The organism is Vagococcus teuberi (assembly GCF_001870205.1).
Taxonomy (GTDB): domain Bacteria; phylum Bacillota; class Bacilli; order Lactobacillales; family Vagococcaceae; genus Vagococcus; species Vagococcus teuberi.
Genome location: NZ_CP017267.1, coordinates 198,944 through 217,876, shown reverse-complemented (window position 1 = coordinate 217,876; position 18,933 = coordinate 198,944). Strand labels below are relative to the sequence as shown.

Genomic DNA, 18,933 nt, shown 5'->3' with positions numbered 1-18,933 from the left:
CATTAAGCATTTGCTTTTGCATGTTTTCTCTTAAGTAATGTTCCTAAAACAAGGGCACTAATGAACGCTCCTAAAATAATGAATAATAGATACATTAATGGATTACTTACTAATGCAATAACGAAGATACCACCATGTGGCGCCATTAATTTAATTCCTAATGACCCAACTAAACCACCTGTAACAGCAGCTCCAATCACAAAACTTGGAATCATACGTAATGGGTCAGATGCAGCAAATGGAATAGCTCCTTCAGTTATAAATGAGAATCCCATGATTAAGTTTGGTAATGCTGATTCTTGTTCTTTTTTAGTAAATTGATTTTTAAATAACATAATCGCAATAAAGATTGCTAACGGTGGAACCATACCACCAGCCATCACTGATGCCATTACCACGCTACCACCACTTTCAACAGTCGCAGCAAGTGTGCCTGTACCAAATAGGTAAGCTGCTTTATTGATTGGACCACCCATATCAATAACCATCATACTTGCAAGTAACGCACCTAATAAGGCAGCATTACCACCTGAAAGGTTTGCTAAAAAATTGTTCAGTGCATTATTAATAGCTGACATTGGAATATTTACAAACAACATCAAGAATCCTGTAATTAGTAAACCAAACACTGGATAGAACAGGATAGATTTAATACCATCTAATGCTTTAGGTAATCCTTTGAAGATAAATTTCAAGAATACAATCACATAACCAGCCAAGAAACCGCCAACCAACGCTCCTAAGAACCCTGATGGAATAGTATCTGTCAATTGTCCAAAGGCAACACCACTTGCAGACATTGCTCCAGCAGCAAACCCAACAATTAAACCAGGTCTATCAGCAATACTTGATGCAATAAAACCAGCTAACACGGGTAACATAAAACCAAAAGCAGTGTCCCCAATTGTTTTAAAGTAAGCAGCAATCGGATGATATGATCCTAATTGACTTAATTGGTCTTGTGGCACACCTAGCATTTGGTCAATTAAGAATGCTAAGGCAATCGCAATACCTCCACCGATAACAAACGGTAACATGTGACTAACACCATTCATTAAGTCTTTATAAATTTTAGCACCAACTGAACCAGAGCTTGATTCTTCTCCTTCCGATTCACTTGCATTGGCTGAACTATGGTAAACAGATGCACTACCGTCAGTTGCTAAACGAAGTAATTCCTCTGTTTTCTTAATGCCATCACTTACTGGACGGTTAACTAATTTTTTACCATCAAAACGTGCCATTTCAACATTTTTGTCAGCTGCGACAATAACTCCTGCTGCTCGAGCAATTTCCTCATCGGTTAATTTATGTTTAACCCCTTCAGAACCGTTTGTTTCAACTTTAATGTTAATGCCCATTTCTTTGGCTTTGTTCTTCAGTGCATCCTCAGCCATGTAAGTATGAGCAATACCTGTTGGACAAGCTGTAACTGCCACAACAAATGGTGCGTCTTCTACTTCTTCTACCACTTCTTTTTCTTCTTCATCTAATTTTTTCTCTGCTTTATCAATGATTGATAAGACTTCATCTGCTGTATTAGCTGCCTTTAAGTCAGCAATCATCCCTGGGTTTAATAACAAACGAGATAAACTAGCTAAGGCTTGTAAATGTGTGTCATTAGCGCCTTCTGGAGCTGCAATCATAAAGAATAGATAAGTTGGTTGACCATCTAATGCTTCATAATCTAATCCTTCTTTGCTTCTTGCAAATAAAACAGTTGGTTTAACTACTGCTTTGTTTTTCGCATGAGGCATGGCAATACCATCACCTAAACCTGTTGTTGTTTGTGCTTCTCTGGCTAGGATGCCTTCTTCAAATACTTCTTTGTCGTCAATGCGACCTGTGTCGTATAATTTGTTGACCATTTCTGTAATAGCACCTTTTTTATCAGTGGCTTTTAGGTCTAAAATCATACACTCTTTAACTAATAAGTCATTAATTTTCATTTTACTTCCCCCTAGTATTCTTTTATGACGTCAATTTCAACACGTGCTAATTGGTGTTTAATTTCGTCTTCTGTTGCTAAATCTGCACTAAATGCTGTTGCACTACCACAGGCAATTCCTGTTTTAAAAGCTGTCACAGCATCACTACCTTGACTTAATTGACTAACAAACCCTGCTACAACAGAATCTCCTGAACCAACTGAGTTAACTAATGTACCTGTTAATCCTTTTGCTCGGTAAATACCTGTTTCATTAAATAAAATTGCTCCATTGGCACCCATTGAAATAATGACATTTCTAGCACCTTGTTGAACAAGTTTTTCCCCATAAGGTAGCATGTCTTCAATTGTTTTAAACTCAACATTATAAAGATCTGCTAACTCATGTTCGTTTGGTTTAATTAATGATGGTTTGTATTTTAAAACATCAAATAAACTTGCATCACTAATATCCACTACAAATGGAACATGTTGTTCGTGAGCCATTTTGGATAATGTCACATAGATGTCTTTTGGCACACCCATTGGTAAACTACCTGATAAAATCAACCAATCCTCTGGTGTTAAACTACTAATTTGAACAGTTAAATCGTCTAAATCATTTTGCGTAATAGATGGACCTAAACCATTGATTTCTGTTTCTTCTTCACCTTTTAACTTAATGTTAATACGTGTGTCACCAGAAACATGGATAAAATCATTTTGAAGACCATGATTAATCAGTTGTTCTTCAATAAAAGTGCCTGTAAATCCACCAATAAAGCCAAGATTTCTTGATGGAACACCTAATTGAGCCAACACTCTAGATACGTTGATTCCTTTACCCCCAGGAAACTTGTATTCTTTCGTTGTTTTGTTCAATTTACCTTCTTCAAATCCAGGTACATTGATGACATAATCAATTGCTGGATTTAGTGTTAATGCGTAAATCATTTTGTTACCTCCTTTATAGTTGCAACCCCTTGATACTGTGAGCGTTGTTTCTTTGTTAACTGATTCGTTATGATAATCCCTGTATCAATTGACTCGATTTGAGAAAAATTTAGTTTATCAAACTTTGTATCATCAACTAAAAAATAAACTTGTTGTGCTTGATGAACCGCCGTACGCTTCATCATGGCTTCTTCTGGATCAGCTGTCGTTAAGCCATAAACTGGGTGAACGCCATTCGCACCTATGAAAGCCTTATCAAAAAAATACCGCTTCAACTGCTCGCCACCAAACTGACTCACTGATGCTGTTGTGTTCTTTCTAATATTTCCACCGATTATAATCGTATCAAAACCTAAATCAGTCGAAACACACGCATGATGAACGGAGTTTGTCACGATTGACACATTTTTTTCTTTTATAAGTGATAATAATTCCAAAGTTGTTGTTCCAGCATCAATATAAACAACATCACCTTCTTTTATTAATGATGCAGCATATTGCGCAATTTCTTGTTTCTTTTGAACGTTTCTGGAAGATTTTTCTTTCATCGTTAATTCCGGTTCTAAACGAAACGTTAACTTAGCTCCGCCATGAATTCGTACTAGCCAACCTTCTGCTTCTAATTCTTGCAAATCTCTACGAATAGTCGATTCAGAAACACCCAGTTCTTCAATCAACTCACGAACTTTAATTACTTTTTTTGCTTTTAACTCATCTAAAATTTTTGCTTGTCTTTCCTCAGTCAACATAACTCTCACTCCATACCTGTATTATACAATCACAAACAGTCAAAATCAATCAAAAACCGTCAAAAATTATATAAAAAAAGAAGAGGTTTCCCTCTTCTTTCTGTTACATGTTATCTGGTGATTGAATACCAAGTAAGCGCAATCCTTCCTTAAGTACCACGGATACTGAATAGACTAAAGCAAGTCGTGCATCTTTTTGACTGTTATCTTCTAATATTTTAGTTTTTGAATAATACTTATTAAATTTTTGAGCTAAATCAATCACGTATTTAGCCACTACTGAAGGCTCATATTTACGATAAGCTTCTTGTACTTTAGATGGGAAATTATATAAAGCTTTCACAACTTCCCATGATTCATCATCTGATAGTGAGTAATTTGCCTCACTAGTTGGAGCGATCCAGTCAGCTTTTCTTAAAATACTTTCACATCTTGAACGAGTATACTGGACGTATGGTCCTGTTTCTCCTTCAAACTGGATAATATGGTCTAAGTTGAAGTCAAAATTATTTAGACGATCATTTTTAAGGTCATGGAACACAACTGCCCCAACACCCACTTGATGTGCTACTTCTTCTTTGTTTTCTAATGTTGGATTCTTTTCATTGATAATGTTTTGTGTTGCATTAATGGCTTCATTCAACACTTCTTCTAACAGAATAACATTTCCTTTACGTGTCGATAACTTTTTACCATTTGATGTAATCAAGCCAAATGGAATATGTTTAATGTCATCTGACCACTCGTAACCCATCTCTTTTAGCACGGCTTTTAATTGTTTAAAATGAATAGATTGCTCGTTTCCTACAACATAAATTGATTCGTCGAAATCATAATTTTCTTTACGATACATAGCTGCCGCTAAATCACGTGTAATATAAAGTGTTGCGCCATCTGATTTTCTAATCAACGCTGGATTTAAATCATATTTTTCAAGATTTACAATATCTGCACCATCATCAGAAACTAATAATTCTTTCTCAAGTAAACTATCAATAACTGGTTGCATTTTATCATTGTAGAAGGCTTCACCATTATATGAATCAAACTCAATCCCTAACATATCATATACTTTTTGGAATTCTTTTAGTGATTCTTCACGGAACCATGTCCATAATTCGATAGCTTCAGTATCACCATCTTCTAGCTTTTTAAACCATTCACGTGCTTGATCATCAAGTTCAGGGTATTTTTCAGCTTCTTCATGGAAATGAACATATAAAGCAAGTAACTCACTAATTGGGTTTTCTTTGACTTTTGCTTCGTCTCCCCATTTTTTATAAGCCACAATTAATTTACCAAATTGTGTTCCCCAGTCACCAACGTGATTGATTTTAACCGGTGTATAACCCACTTTGTCAGCTAATTCAGCTAATGAATTTCCAATAACCGTTGAGCGTAAATGTCCCATTGACATTGGTTTGGCAATATTTGGTGAAGACATATCAATCACAACATTTTTTCCTTGACCAAGTGTTGAGTCACCATAATGATTTTTCTTAGATACCACATCGTTTAATACCGCATTACTAACTTCAGATTTTTTAAGGAAGAAGTTAATGTAACCACCCATTGGGATGATTTGTTCATAATTTGTTGTATCAATATCTTTTGATAATTCTTCTGCGATCATATTCGGTGCTTTTCTTTGGATTTTAGACAAAGAAAACACTGGGAAAGAATAGTCTCCATGATCACTTGCTTTTGGTTTTTCAATCAGATTTAAAATATCCTCATAGCTTAATTGTTCACCCAATACTGCTGCTAAGTCTTTAGCAATCATCTCTTTAAAATTCATAAAGTGAATCCTCCTCGTATTAATAAAAAAACGTCATCCTATTAAGTTTTGTGTCTTAATAGGAGACGACATAAATAGTCATAAATGAAGCCTTATTTTTGAAACTTATCATTTCTTTATAGTAATCACTATTACTCCATGAACATTATCCATATCGGGTTTATTATAGCAAGAATTACCTTAAAAATCTAACTAAAAAATCAATTCCATTTTTTGTTCTGTCGTTATCAAACTTTTGGTATAAATAAATTACCTAGAGTAGCTGCCATAATAGCTTTAATAGAGTGCATGCGGTTTTCTGCTTCTTCAAATTGGCGGCTATATTCACTTCTAAAAATATCATCTGTTATCTCCATCTCTGTGATACCAAATGTATCAAAAATCATCTGGCAGTACTTAGTTTTTGTATCATGAAAAGCTGGTAGACAATGAAGCACAATTAAGTCACCATTAGCATTACCTGTTTTTTCAATCATATCTCTGTTGATTTGATATGGCATCAATAATTCTACACGTTCTTTGAATTTATCTTCCTCACCCATAGAAACCCAGACATCTGTATATAAAACATTTGCACCACGCACAGCTTTGGCTACATCATCGGTAATCAGTAATGCACGTCACGTACTTCATATCCAGCACGGTCACGTGTTAAACCCAAAATTTTCTTTTATTGTCATAAAATCGGCAATCATCTGTGTTGGATGCCACTCATCAGTCAAGCCATTCCAAACCGGGACACCAGAATATTTCGCTAAATCTTCCACAATTTCTTGGCTAAAACCACAAAATTCAAACCCGTCAAACATATTCCCCAATACAATTGCTGTGTCTTCCACTGATTCTTTTTTACCAAGTTGAATATCATTACTCTGGGTGTGCTCCTAAATCAATCGCAGCTGTTGTAAATGCTGCTCTGGTTCTAGTAGATGTTTTTTCAAATAACAAGGCAATATTTTTTCCTTCCAAATAACGGTGTGGAATATTTTGTTTCTTTAATTGTTTTAAGTGAATACTAAAATCAATCAGATATTCTAATTCTTCTTTGGTAAAATCCTTTTCTGCTAAGAAACTACGACCTTGAAATAAAGATAAACTCATTGCTATCTCCCCTTTTCATTAATCTGAGTTTTAACATACGTCAACTATATAAGAATCCACTTTGAAACAACTTAAACTCTGTTACAAAGTGGATTATGTTTATTATTTTTTCTCTGGTACAAACTGTTTGAAGTAATCATTCACGATTTCAGCATCTTCTTTTGATTTTGATAATATTAAAATTGTGTCATCTCCCGCAACACATGCAACTATCTCAGAAAACGACTGTCTAAAGCTATCAATCAATACACCTAACAGTTGACCATTACCAGGTAACACTGTCAACACATTGATAAATTCTATTTGAACCAATGATACACCTGTTTCTCTGATGACATTTTTCAAACGTTCTTCATCTGTCAATTTCTTTTCTGTAGACGTATAATCATCCAAAATACGATAATACGACCGACCGCTAGAATTATGACTTTTTATAATATTTAACTCACGCATATCTCTTGATATAGTTGACTGAGTTGTACGGACATTTTCTTTTTCTAGACATTTAATCAACTCAGATTGATTTTCAATGTTATTCTCTGATATTACTTTTTTTAAAATAGATTGTCGTGTCTCTTTATTCACGTTAACTCTCCTTACTATCAGGCTTTGACGTATAAATTATAGTAAGAACTTACCTTTATACGTCATCTATCCTACTAGATAGTGACTTACCCCTCAAGTTCTTTGTTTAATTGGTCTGTATTTAAAAAATCGTAACGAGAGAAAAATGATAGTAATGTTTCTAAGACTGCTTTATTTTTACCATCGACATCATTTTCTACTTGAAGAACGAGTAATGGCTCATGCAAACTCATTCTTAGTAAAAACCATCCTTGACCAAAGTGATCAAAAACTGTCGTACGAATGCCTTCTTCATTGTCCATATCAATGATAAATCCTGGTGTTTCTGCCACTAAATCATGCATCGCATCAATGATTGATTCACCTAATAATTTATAATCTGCTCCACTTATTTTGAAACGTACTTCAGTTGTTTCAGCTGGTTGTTTTAAGTCAGCAATTAAATCACTTAATTCTAAATTTTGTTGTTTTAATTTGGGTAGTAACATTAATATTTTAGCTACCACATATGCCCCATCATCTAAAAAGTAGTTCTCCTTAAACGCAGCATGCCCACTTGTTTCGATTGATAATGGCACATCAATCCCTTGTGAGTTTAGCTCAATCCCTTTATTTATCACATTACGATACCCACAAAGGTAGCGCACTTGTTTTCCATTTAAACCTTCAATAAATGTTTTTAAGTGACTTGATGTAGGAGAATTCGTCACAATCGTTGCTCCAGGATAGTCATTTAATACAATCGTTGCTAATACCGCTATCAGATTATTTCGGTTAATGACTTCACCTGATTTGTCCACTACAGCAGCACGGTCCACATCAGTATCAAAAATCACCCCTAAATCAGCATGGTTTGCTAATACGGCTTCTTTAATACTTGCCATTGCTTCTTTATTGTCAGGATTAGGAATATGATTTGGAAAATGACCATCAGGATCTAAAAATTGGCTTCCAGTTGTATCTGCCCCTAGTGTTTCTAATACCTTCTCGGCAAAAAATCCACCTGCTCCATTTCCAGCATCTAGCACGATTTTAAACCCTTCAAGCGGTTTATCACTTTGCGTTTGGGCAATAATTTTATCAACTAAATCTTTAGAGTAAGCTGATAACACTTCTTTTTCTTCTACATGGCCTACAACGTTTGTTTTTTCAAACGTTTCTGGGGCATGTTCTAAAATAAACTCAATATCTTCATGCTCTGCTCCACCATCTTTAGTAAATAATTTAATACCATTATAGTAAAACGGTAAATGGCTAGCTGTAATCATGATGCCACAATCGGCATTAAATTCTGGAAATTGTGTTGCCATAAACATTGCTGGTGTTGTAGATAGACCAACATCAATCACGTGAATATCTTCAGTCATAAACGCATCAATTAACCATTGTTTGATTGACTCACCTGATAAACGACTATCTTGACCAATCGCGATGGTAATCGGTGTATGTGTGACACCTTTTTCCTGTTTCAACCAAGTGATAATCCCTTTAGCGATTCTCTCCACCTGTTGTTGTTCAAGATTTGCTGTATATCCTTCTGCTGTAATGGCAATCCCACGTATGTCAGATCCATTTTGTAATTGATTCAAGTCTGTCATAAATACCCTCCTATTTACGATAAAGTAAGTTTTACATATCTACTCTACCTATTTACAACATTATATCATCAAAATGACGTAATAAACGACATCTCTTAAAAATTTTAAAGGGCTTTAATTTCTTTCACAATCAAGTCCAACCCCTTAGTCAAATCTTCTAAAGACAAACAAATAAGCAACAAAAAACCGTCCGATTTTGTTGCTTATTTGTAATTATTTTTATACATTCACATCTTTTGATATAACATTATAATTTATAGACATTGACTTGGTTAAATAAATCATCAAATTTAGTTTTATCAACACATCCCGTTGTGTCTTCCATCGCGTTCAACATACCTAATGTCATCGCATATTTCAGCACGTCCTCAATTGATTTCCGCTTTGATAAACCAATTGCTAACCCTGCCACAGTTGAATCCCCACTTCCCACAGGGTTTTTTACTGGGATACTAGGAATCTCTACTCGGTAAAACGACTCATCAAACTTTGCAAATGCACCATCTTTACCTAATGACACCATGATTAATGGCACACCATCAAATAATGAATGGCTTAGAATGTCTGACAAATTAGTATAATCAGTTGATACTTCTTCCCCTAATAAGGCTTGTAACTCATCACTATTAGGTTTAATCGCATAAGGTTTAACAGGTGATTCTAAAGCACTTTTTAAACTTTCTCCTGATGTATCGAGGATAACCTTTATATCTGTGTTAGATAACAATGACAATAAGCGACTGTAATAATCCTTTGATACCCCTTTTGGTAAACTGCCGGATAATGTGGCAACATCACTAGAAGTTGCCAATGTCAAAAATGTTTCTTCAAATGATGTCAGTTCCTCAGTTGAAATAGTTGGGCCTGCTTCTAGAATCTCTGTTTGTTGATAGTTATCATGCAATATCGCAATACAATTTCGTGTGTCACCTTGTATATTGGAAAAGTCATGCTTAATCCCTTCACTCGATAGGTTCTCTCGAATAAACTCACCCAACACGCCACCTAACAGTCCAGTACTAATAACTTCTGCTTCCATTTGATGAATCACTCGTGTCACATTTAATCCTTTACCACCCGCTGTTTTTCTTACCTTATCGCAACGATTGATATCGTCAAGTACCAATGTACTTAATGGATAAGAAATATCAACGGACGGATTCATTGTTACTGATACAATCATTTTTTCACCTACTACGCTAATTTATTATGCCAAGATGAAGCTGTCGCATTTAGAGCCTCATTTAGCTCATCCATATTTTGTTTACCTTGTGTGTTTAACCACTCAATAGCAGCTTTTTTTCCTTCTTTGACAAATACTTCGACACTATCTTTCCATGTTGCACGGCCACACAGAACCCCATTAAATGTTGACTCTGCCTCTTTTGCAAAATACAACGTGTCTTGGAATAATTTCGCACTCACGCCTGCACTTAAAAAGATAAACGGCAAGTGTGTGCTGTCACTTTGTTCTTTGAAATAGTTTAGCGCTTCTTTTTTTGTGTATACTACATCAGTTGCCTCTTTAGCGAATCCTTCCACATAATTCATGTTCACTGGTACTTCTACTTTTAATACATCCACTTGATAACGATCTTTTGAGAATTCTTTCATCATCTCATTGACTTTATGCGGTTTAACTCTGGCGTAATCTTTTCCTTTTGCATCATCTATCAGAGCGTCATAAGTTAATACTTCAAGATAAAACGGCATATCTTCAGCCACGCATTCTGACCCGATACGTTCAACAAATGCTTGTTTACGCTCATTAATCTCATCAGACTCATCCACATCATAATAAAGCAAGAATTTCACCGCATCTGCACCTGCTTCTTTCAATCTAAGTGCTGACCATTCAGGCAATAAATCAGGGAAACGCCCTGGTTCAGTCGCATCATATCCTGTTTTTTCATAAGCTAATAACAATCCTGCATCATCTACTTTTACTTTTGAAGCAGGCAAACCGTATTCTGGATCTAATAAAATCGAAGAAGAATAAGGGGTTAGATATTCAGAAATAAGTTCTTTAAATTCGACAATCGCCTTTTCAACATCTCCATTAAATCCTTGTTCTGACAACATACGTTTCAATGCCCCACGTTGGTCAATAGCAAGAGCCGCGATGATGCCGTCTTTTGTCGATAAATGAGTCATACGCGCTAATTTGTTTTCACTGATTTTTTTCATGATAATAATCCCTCTTTCGTATTAGTTAAATGGATGAATCGTAACACCTTGAACAACGCGATTAACTGTTCCTGTGGGTGATGGTGTGTCTGGTTTATTCTTAACTTTCACTGATGTTAATAAGGCAATGATTTGTGCAATCATCACTAAAGGCAACGCTAAAAATCCGTCTGCCAATTGATAATCATTTGTGAGCGATATATTTTTTCCGCTATATTGTGTTTTATTTTGTGATAAAGCAATTGTTTCGACTGCTATAGCGTTTCCATTAATTTCTTCCAAAATATCCACATCATACTGACTAGTGTATGTGTCATTGCTAACGAACCCAAATACTAATGTTTTATCATCCACAAATGATTTAGGTCCGTGTCTAAACCCTAATGAAGAATCAAAAACTGTCGCGATTTTTCCTGCTGTTAATTCTAGTAATTTCAACTGAGCTTCTCTTGTTAAGCCTGATAGACTCTCAGATCCTAAATAAACCACTCGATTGAAATCTTGCGCTACAACATTAGACAGCGTATCTTCCATTGTGACTACTTGTTTTCCCATATTTACCATCGTTGATACAATCAGTTCGTGATCAGTGTGAACCAAATCAAAGATTAATAAAGCAGCCAAGGTCATACAAGAAAAACTTCCTGTCATAGCAAACCCTTGATCATTCGAACGAGTTGGCATTAACATAACAAAAGAATTTTTATCATCTTTAGCATTAACTGCAAGTTTTCCCTCAGGAGCACAACTAATAATCAAATGCTTCACATTTTTTACAACTTGATTGGCTAAATCTATCGTCGCGGCACTTTCAGGACTATTCCCACTTCTTGCAAAAGACACAAGTAACGTTGGAGAATCTTCTTTAAAATAATTTAAAGGCGCTGACACGATATCAGTTGTTGGGATAGCTTCAAAAATAAAATCAGATGTATTCCCATAACGTGTTAAATGTGGTTTAACAACATCTCCCACGTATGCAGACGTTCCTGCTCCTGTAAAAATCACACGAATTTTTTCAGTTGTTTCTTTTTTAAACCCTTCTAAAAAAGCCATTAAACTTTCTTTATGAGAATTAAAAATTTCAAGTGTTTCATTCCATAATTCTGGTTGTTGCTTAATTTCATTTGTAGTAATCACTGCACCTATCTCTTCTAACTGTTGGTTGGTCCAATCTAACATGTAAAGCACTCCTTATTATTTAATTTTTATGGTGTAATACTTTGTATCTAAATTGATCGGCTCTTGCCACACTTAATGTGTATTCAATGATTTCATTTTCTTGATTCACTGTTTTTCTGACTAAGTTTAAGGCAGCTGAACCTATTGGGACTTCAATGTATTCGGCATCTTTATCACTCACAATGCTGGCATAAAATTCTTCTTCTGCGTATTTTATTCGTTGATTATATGTGTCATAAAACACATCATACATTGGCTTTTCTTCCAACATCTCACTTGTTAACCCTTCAAAACGTTTGTATGGTAGATACGTTCTTTCTAACATCATTGGCTCCCCATCGGCTAATCTTAATCGTTTAATTTTAACTAACTGACTTCCCTTATGTACTCCCAGTTGTTCACTTAAATAGTTATTACTTTCAACAACTAAAAATTCTAAAATTTTGGTTGAGGGTTCTTTTCCTAAAGACTTCATTTGTTCTGTAAAACTGTAGGCTCCTGTTAGGTTTAAAATGCTATCTGATACACCAGAAACAAACGTTCCTTTACCATGTTTTTTATAGATAAACCCTAAATTTTCCAATTCTTGTAAAGCTAATCTAACGGTTGTTCGACTAACACCGTGAATCTCTGCTAACTCTCTTTCTGATGGTAATAAATCATGTGCTTGATGTTCTTTTTCAATAGATTCTTTTAATTCATCAACTAGTTGACCATATAATGGTTGCTTCTTATTTTCCATGTTCCCCTCCTAATACCACTTTCAATACCAACTGGTAGTAACCACTTATATTATCAATTATTTGTTATTAAATGTCAAGGGGGACATGGATTTAAAACAGACTTATTTACTCTAAATGGAGGATAAAACTGGTTATTCTGCTATAATATAACCTTGAAAAGGAGTGTTTTAATGACGTACTTTAAACATCTATTTAACACAAGAAAAACAAACGATTCCTTTCTCTGTCCTTTAGGAGCTGGATTGGCCATGTTTATCACACTTTTATTTGCTATCGCATTAGATAATACTTTGATTGTGACAATTGGTATTATGGGGACCTTCTCTTATTTGCATTTTCAATATACATCGGTTAAACAAAATTTTATTTATATATTAGGACACGGTGTTAGCTTGTACTTAGCATTTACACTAGGCATACTATCTAGTTATAAAACGGAAATGATTCCCTTCTTAATAAGCAACATCTCTTTTATCGGTTTTATTACAACGAAATTATTTAATGTTCCAAAACCTGATTACTTTTTTATTTTAATGTTATTTGCTACAGGAACTAACTTAAAGAATACTCATAATGTATTACAAACAAGTCATTATTTATTATACGGTATTTTAGGAGCTATTATTTCTGGTATCATTATTTCGTTATTATTAAAATTACCATTAAACCAACAAGTAAAAACTAATAATAAACTGAGTGTACAAGACAAGTATTATATTATGATCTATAAAGACCCTGATATTATATTAAAAGCATTGCATTTTTCTTCTATCATTTTCTGTTCAGCTTACCTTTCAACTCTGTTTAATGAGCAAAACGGCTATTGGATTTTAATTACTTCTGTCGCTATTTTAGGTGGAGAAAACATGGACGATATCAAAATCCGTTCCCACCAAAGATTGATTGGTAGTGTTGTCGGTTTAGTACTAGGTGTTATTTTAATTAACTTACATTTACCAAAAATCATTATCTATTTATCAGTTGTGTTACTAAATATTGGTGTTGTATCTTTCATACCAAGAAATTATGCCATCGCCAATTTTTTTACTAATCCACAAATCTTATTATTAAGTACCTTGAACTCTACCTCTGTCAACCTATTAATCGTACCTTACTGTTTACTTACTACTCTTATCGGTGTCTTCATTGTGTTAATACTCATGTATTTATTTGATTACGGGCTATCTATTTCAAAAAAACAATACTAAAAACCACCACTTTATGGCTTAAAGCATAGTAAAGTGGTGACTTGATTTTTAAAACAATCTCATATAATTCTCTTCATTGTTTCTATCTATTTTCACAACACCGAATTGTCCATAGACTGGATGTCCATCTATTTTATATAATTTGTGACCTGAATAAGTGTCTTCAATCATCGAATAAATCAACCACTCTTGTCCATCTATTGTGATTGCCATTCCGTAACATTTTTCCTCTGAGCATAACTTATTATCAGTTTTTTGTACTGTGGTTTCTTTGACTACAGCATTACTGTATTTAGTCAGAACAGTATATTGAGTTGGTTGACTACTTGTTACTACAATTTTTTCATTAACAACTAAATCATTGTATGTTGGGGCAAAAAAACTTTCTTCTACATGCATTGATTCTTCACTGAAATAGGCATAATATCGCTTATTTTTTATATCCAAGCTAACATGATCCTGTTCTTGTCGTGCTTTTATCTTTGGATTTAAATTAAAATAGCGCGTCATATTAGAAAATGCATTCTCTCCTATATCAACAACCTGATCTAAAATGATAAAACTATCTAATTCTTTTATGTATAATACTGTCCGCACGACTTTAAAATCTCCATTAACTTGAGTGTCGATGTACGCACTTCTTACGGCCCAAAAACAATCATCTTCATAGACACGGTTAGATAAACTTGTTGGAACAGCTTCAAACCCCCATGAATCCACGACCTCACCAAATGAATGACTATTTATCACAACGGTATTGTGTTGCGGTGCTTCTTTTAATAAATATCTAAGCGGTGACTCGACGTAAGTTAGACGTCCGCTATCTACCAAGATATTATCACCACCAAGTGTGACATCAATGTGGCATAAACTAAGATGCCCATGCCCGCTCCCTAATGGGCCATTGTATAAATGGGCGTAAGATGACGTAGAATGCCAATCATCATGGTAATAATAATTTCCTGTGAAATGATCCGTCATTATCTTAGGAAATTTCTCATCTACACACTGAGTTATATTTTTTTCCCATGTTGAATAATCTATCTCGCGGTGACTAAAGTAAAGAAGTAAATAATCAACCGTTACATGATTGGCAAAAAGCGGCGGCAAAGATTGTTGGTAGAGTAGCGATAAAGTTTGCATCACATCAGCTATTCTCATCTCATCTGTGTCCCCTTGTAAAATAGTCGTTCCTTCTGGTGTCACAAAATGTGGCATAAAATGATACATAGACAAAATCTTTTCTTCTAATAATGTTTGTACGGGATGATCTTTTAGTACGTCACTTTGGTGGATACACACAATACTTCGTAGCACTTCCATAAAATATAATGGCGACTGTTCCCAGTGATTACCAGATGGTTGGACTTGTAGGTGTAATTGATGTGTTAAACGACTAAGCATGCGTTGGTACACACTTGACTCACACATGTCACTCGCACGATGAGAGATGATAAAAAATCCAGCAACAATCAATATTCCCCAATTACTCAAATCATACTTCTCGATATAGGCATCATCCAAATAGTTTAATTGTTGATAGATACTCTGTTTTATTTTTTCATTATCAGACACCCTGAGTAACAATTCTTGGTCCAAATAGCGAATCATAATCTCCCAATACATCAAACGAATTCCTGTATCAATGGTTCGCCAATTTTCGGTCGTTTGATTTTTAGTAATCCAGTCTAATACTAAGTCTTTTCCTTTTTGTAGATAACAAATATCACCAGAAATATCAAAACTCAGACACAAATCTAGTAAATATTCTTGACGATTAAGCATATAATTCCACTCTTCATCTTCAAATGGGACATGTGTCCAGTCAATGCCATCAACAAACGCAATAATGTCACGGCATGGTTCCATATCATATGGGTGAATAAATTGAAATTTGTTTTCTAATAATAACTGACTATTCGCATGCATCAACATGATATTTGGCTCTTGTTTATCAAAAAATGTCCTCTTCATTCTCTCGTCTCCTCTAACAAAAAGAAGCCACGTTTATCTATATAATAGAGTTATCGTGACTTCTTTGCTTGATTATTTTTCTTCGTTGTATCGACCAATTAGTGAGTGTTTATCTACTCGAATAATGGTATCTTTAGCTATTTTTAGATGAACAATATGTTCGTCAATTCGACTAATTTTTCCAATAATCCCACTATTCATCATGACTTGGTCACCAACTGATAATTCATTTAAAAAAGATTGCATATCGACTAATTGCTTTTGTTGATATTTTTTCTTTGCAAGGGGTAAAACAACGACATAAAGTATGACAAGCAGTATGAGTAAGATAATCCCGACTGTTTTCATGTTTTAGATACCTTCTTCTGCAGTAACCGATACATCTTCCACTTTTTCTTCAGAAATATCAGGCATTACCATCAACATTTCTTTGCTTTCAGCCATACTATTTGATAACTCAACAGAAACATTATCTGTCGTTAAAATACTCATGCTGTTTTTCATGTATAAATCTAAAATGAGATTTAAGGACACACTAGATAAGATGAATTGATTTTTTTTACCTAGTTCTAATAACAAACGTGTTGCGATTTGATGAGGTGCGCCCCCTGTCATATCAGCAAAAATCAAGACATTGTCATTTTCTATTAAAAAGGCTGTTAATTGTTGTTCGTACTCTCCATGAGTTAAATTGTGATCTAAATCAAAATAGTGTAACTGTTCATTACTTCCTGATAATAATTTTAAGGCTGAACAAACACCTGACGAGAAATTCCCATGACCGACTATGCATACTTTAAACATTTTTATTCCACCCTACTATTTTAAGATTCCTAGCATTGATAAAGCGATACCTAACACAATAAGCAATGCAATCAAACGGTATGTTGACCATTTGTATTTTCTGATTAATACATATACCCCTGCTGTAACTAAAACTGGTAAAAGATTTGGTGCGATTTTATCAAACACTGTTTGAAGTGCCACAACTTGATCTTTTCCTTCAACTTTTGTCACATATTCAAGTGCCAAATTAGCTTTAACAAATGATACAGATAATCCTGAAATAACCGTAACACCAATTGTTGTCGCAATTTTTGCGATACTTGCCATTTTTTCACTCAATGTATCAATGACATTTGTTCCTAGTTTGTAACCTAAGTAACCCATCAACATACGTAAACCAAATGTGATACCAAACATACACACGATAAAGAAGATAGGACCAGCTATTAAACCATCTAAAGCCATACCTGCTGCAATTGTTGAGAATAATGGTGCTAAACCAAATTGAGATAATGAATCCCCAATCCCCGATAAAGGTCCCATCAACGCAAATTTAATGGCACGTGTGTCTTCTTCATTTTGACCATTATCATACATTGCTAATTGCATGCTTGTAATAAATGGAACTAACTGAGGGTTTGTGTTATAAAACTCTAAGTTAGAAATAGTAACGTCTTTTAATTTTTCTTCATCATCTTTGTAAATTTTTCTAAGAGAAGGGAAAAGAATATTAGCATATCCTGTTCCTTGATAATTTCCATAGTTAAATCCATTTTGTAACACATATGAACGTAAACTTGCTTTAAAATAATCTTTTTTTGTTAATACTGGTTGTTGGTTAGATGCCATCTTCGATTACCTCCTCTTGTTCGTCTACTTGTTCATTACCTTTGTTATAGAAGTTGTTTAAAGCAAGGATTGCACCAGCAAACGCTAACCCAATAACTGGCATTGCTAAATAAGAAATACACACATAGCCTAATAAAATAGCTGGAATGAATTCTTTTTTCACCATAACGTTTAAAATCATCGCAAAACCAATAGCTGGTAACAAGCCACCTGCAACAGATAATCCTGAAATAAGTGCTTGAGGAATAATATTAACAAAAGCACGTAATACTTCAATACTCATTGTCGCAACTAAACCAATGATAAAACCAAATACCCCAAAACCGATAAATGTTAAGTTTGATGTTAATTTAAATGATTTGTAGTTTCCTTCTTGGATAGATTTTGTTGCCCAAGAAAGTGATCCGGCATTTAATGAATAGATAAATGTAATCACAAATTGAATCATCACAGCAAATGGGAATGATAAAGACAATGCTGTTGGCACGTCCATTCCTGTATCTTTTAAAGCAATTGCCATAATAGTCCCAACAACACCTGGTCCGATTGGGTTAGGTGGAACAGTTCCTCCAGCCCCAACACCAAATCCCATAAAGGCTAATTCAGCTGTCGCTCCCATTAATAACCCCGTTTGAACATCACCTAAAATAAGTCCGACACCAAATGATAAAAAGATTGCACGGTTAGTATAAATACCAATTAACTGACCGATTAAACAAAATGAAACAAATAACCCTACTAATAATGCCTGTACGAATGTTGCATCCATTTATTTTACCTCCAACGATTAATTTTCTTCGACGTATTTGTTTAAATCTAACCCACCACCAGCGTCGCCGCCCATTGGTGTTGTTTGTGTATTGAAATGTACCCCGTGTTCATTGTGTAATGTTTTCAAGGCGGCTAAATCCTCTTCACCAAGTGAAATGTAATTAGTTAATTGTTTTTTACCTTCTGCAAAGTGAATGTTCCCAACATTTAATTCTTTGATTGGTATGCCTCCTTCAACTAAACGTAAAACATCTTTAGGATTTTTAGCTACTAGGAAAATCGATTGTTTAGGTGATGCTTTATGAATCTTGTCGCATGTTTCTTCAATACTGAAAAAACGCATTCCGATTGATTTAGAAATCAATGATTTCATCAATGTTTGTTGGATGCTACTTGTAGATACCTCGTCATTAGCCACGATGACTAAATTTGCCCCTAATGAATTAATCCATAATTGTCCTTGTCCGTGAATCAAGCGTTCGTCGATTCGCACCATTTTAATGTTTGGTTCTGTCATTGTT

The 18,933-nt window shown here is 34.6% G+C and carries 17 protein-coding genes and 1 pseudogene; 1 reads left to right on the top strand and 17 read right to left on the bottom strand.

The genetic code is table 11. From position 1 onward, the window contains the following. Positions 1-2: 2 nt before the first annotated feature. The 11 genes and pseudogenes from BHY08_RS01030 to BHY08_RS00980 form a co-directional block, all read right to left on the bottom strand. Positions 3-1,949: a PTS fructose transporter subunit IIABC gene (locus BHY08_RS01030; RefSeq protein WP_071456098.1), complete on the bottom strand. Its 1,947-nt coding sequence runs from the start codon at positions 1,947-1,949 to the stop codon at positions 3-5. A gap of 11 nt (positions 1,950-1,960) precedes the next feature. Continuing rightward, positions 1,961-2,881, bottom strand: a complete 921-nt coding sequence (pfkB, locus tag BHY08_RS01025) for a 1-phosphofructokinase (RefSeq protein ID WP_071456097.1) — start codon at positions 2,879-2,881, stop codon at positions 1,961-1,963. Next, on the bottom strand, positions 2,878-3,630 hold the full coding sequence (locus tag BHY08_RS01020) for a DeoR/GlpR family DNA-binding transcription regulator (protein WP_071456096.1): 753 nt from the start codon (positions 3,628-3,630) through the stop codon (positions 2,878-2,880). Before BHY08_RS01020 ends, pfkB begins: the two co-directional genes overlap by 4 nt. 103 nt (positions 3,631-3,733) lie before the next feature. Further along, positions 3,734-5,428, bottom strand: a complete 1,695-nt coding sequence (argS, locus tag BHY08_RS01015) for an arginine--tRNA ligase (RefSeq protein WP_071456095.1) — start codon at positions 5,426-5,428, stop codon at positions 3,734-3,736. A 227-nt stretch (positions 5,429-5,655) separates the two neighbouring features. Beyond that, positions 5,656-6,529, bottom strand: a pseudogene (locus BHY08_RS01010) (ornithine carbamoyltransferase). A 102-nt stretch (positions 6,530-6,631) separates the two neighbouring features. Further along, positions 6,632-7,114 carry an arginine repressor gene (locus BHY08_RS01005; protein ID WP_084657143.1) on the bottom strand — a complete coding sequence of 161 codons (483 nt, stop codon included), beginning with the start codon at positions 7,112-7,114 and terminating at the stop codon, positions 6,632-6,634. Between the two features lie 86 nt (positions 7,115-7,200). Further along, a complete protein-coding gene (locus BHY08_RS01000) occupies positions 7,201-8,712 on the bottom strand; it encodes a phosphohexomutase domain-containing protein (RefSeq protein WP_071456094.1) in 1,512 nt (503 codons plus the stop codon). A 247-nt stretch (positions 8,713-8,959) separates the two neighbouring features. Beyond that, complete coding sequence (locus tag BHY08_RS00995) at positions 8,960-9,895, bottom strand: hexose kinase (RefSeq protein ID WP_071456093.1); 936 nt, start codon at positions 9,893-9,895, stop codon at positions 8,960-8,962. A gap of 11 nt (positions 9,896-9,906) precedes the next feature. Next, positions 9,907-10,899 (bottom strand): tagatose-bisphosphate aldolase, encoded by a 993-nt coding sequence (lacD, locus tag BHY08_RS00990; RefSeq protein ID WP_071456092.1) that lies wholly within the window; start codon positions 10,897-10,899, stop codon positions 9,907-9,909. Between the two features lie 21 nt (positions 10,900-10,920). Further along, positions 10,921-12,081 carry an SIS domain-containing protein gene (locus BHY08_RS00985; protein ID WP_071456091.1) on the bottom strand — a complete coding sequence of 387 codons (1,161 nt, stop codon included), beginning with the start codon at positions 12,079-12,081 and terminating at the stop codon, positions 10,921-10,923. Positions 12,082-12,100: 19 nt separating this feature from the next. Next, a complete protein-coding gene (locus BHY08_RS00980) occupies positions 12,101-12,823 on the bottom strand; it encodes a GntR family transcriptional regulator (RefSeq protein ID WP_071456090.1) in 723 nt (240 codons plus the stop codon). Between the two features lie 171 nt (positions 12,824-12,994). Here BHY08_RS00980 and BHY08_RS00975 point away from each other — a divergent pair, with 171 nt between their 5' ends. Next, the gene (locus BHY08_RS00975) at positions 12,995-14,032 is read left to right on the top strand and encodes an FUSC family protein (protein WP_071456089.1); all 1,038 of its coding nucleotides are present in this window, start codon (positions 12,995-12,997) and stop codon (positions 14,030-14,032) included. Between the two features lie 48 nt (positions 14,033-14,080). Here BHY08_RS00975 and BHY08_RS00970 read toward each other — a convergent pair whose 3' ends face one another. From BHY08_RS00970 to BHY08_RS00945, 6 genes are all read right to left on the bottom strand, one after another. Beyond that, complete coding sequence (locus tag BHY08_RS00970) at positions 14,081-16,006, bottom strand: heparinase II/III domain-containing protein (RefSeq protein ID WP_071456088.1); 1,926 nt, start codon at positions 16,004-16,006, stop codon at positions 14,081-14,083. A 72-nt stretch (positions 16,007-16,078) separates the two neighbouring features. Further along, positions 16,079-16,354, bottom strand: coding sequence for a preprotein translocase subunit YajC (yajC, locus tag BHY08_RS00965; RefSeq protein WP_071456087.1), 276 nt, complete (start codon positions 16,352-16,354; stop codon positions 16,079-16,081). Positions 16,355-16,357: 3 nt separating this feature from the next. Further along, entirely contained in the window at positions 16,358-16,810 is a 453-nt protein-coding gene (locus BHY08_RS00960; RefSeq protein ID WP_071456086.1) for a PTS sugar transporter subunit IIA, read from the bottom strand. Between the two features lie 15 nt (positions 16,811-16,825). Beyond that, positions 16,826-17,641, bottom strand: coding sequence for a PTS system mannose/fructose/sorbose family transporter subunit IID (locus tag BHY08_RS00955; protein WP_071456085.1), 816 nt, complete (start codon positions 17,639-17,641; stop codon positions 16,826-16,828). Next, positions 17,631-18,410, bottom strand: a complete 780-nt coding sequence (locus tag BHY08_RS00950; protein WP_071456084.1) for a PTS mannose/fructose/sorbose/N-acetylgalactosamine transporter subunit IIC — start codon at positions 18,408-18,410, stop codon at positions 17,631-17,633. Before BHY08_RS00950 ends, BHY08_RS00955 begins: the two co-directional genes overlap by 11 nt. 18 nt (positions 18,411-18,428) lie before the next feature. Continuing rightward, on the bottom strand, positions 18,429-18,929 hold the full coding sequence (locus BHY08_RS00945) for a PTS sugar transporter subunit IIB (protein ID WP_071456083.1): 501 nt from the start codon (positions 18,927-18,929) through the stop codon (positions 18,429-18,431). Positions 18,930-18,933: the final 4 nt, after the last annotated feature.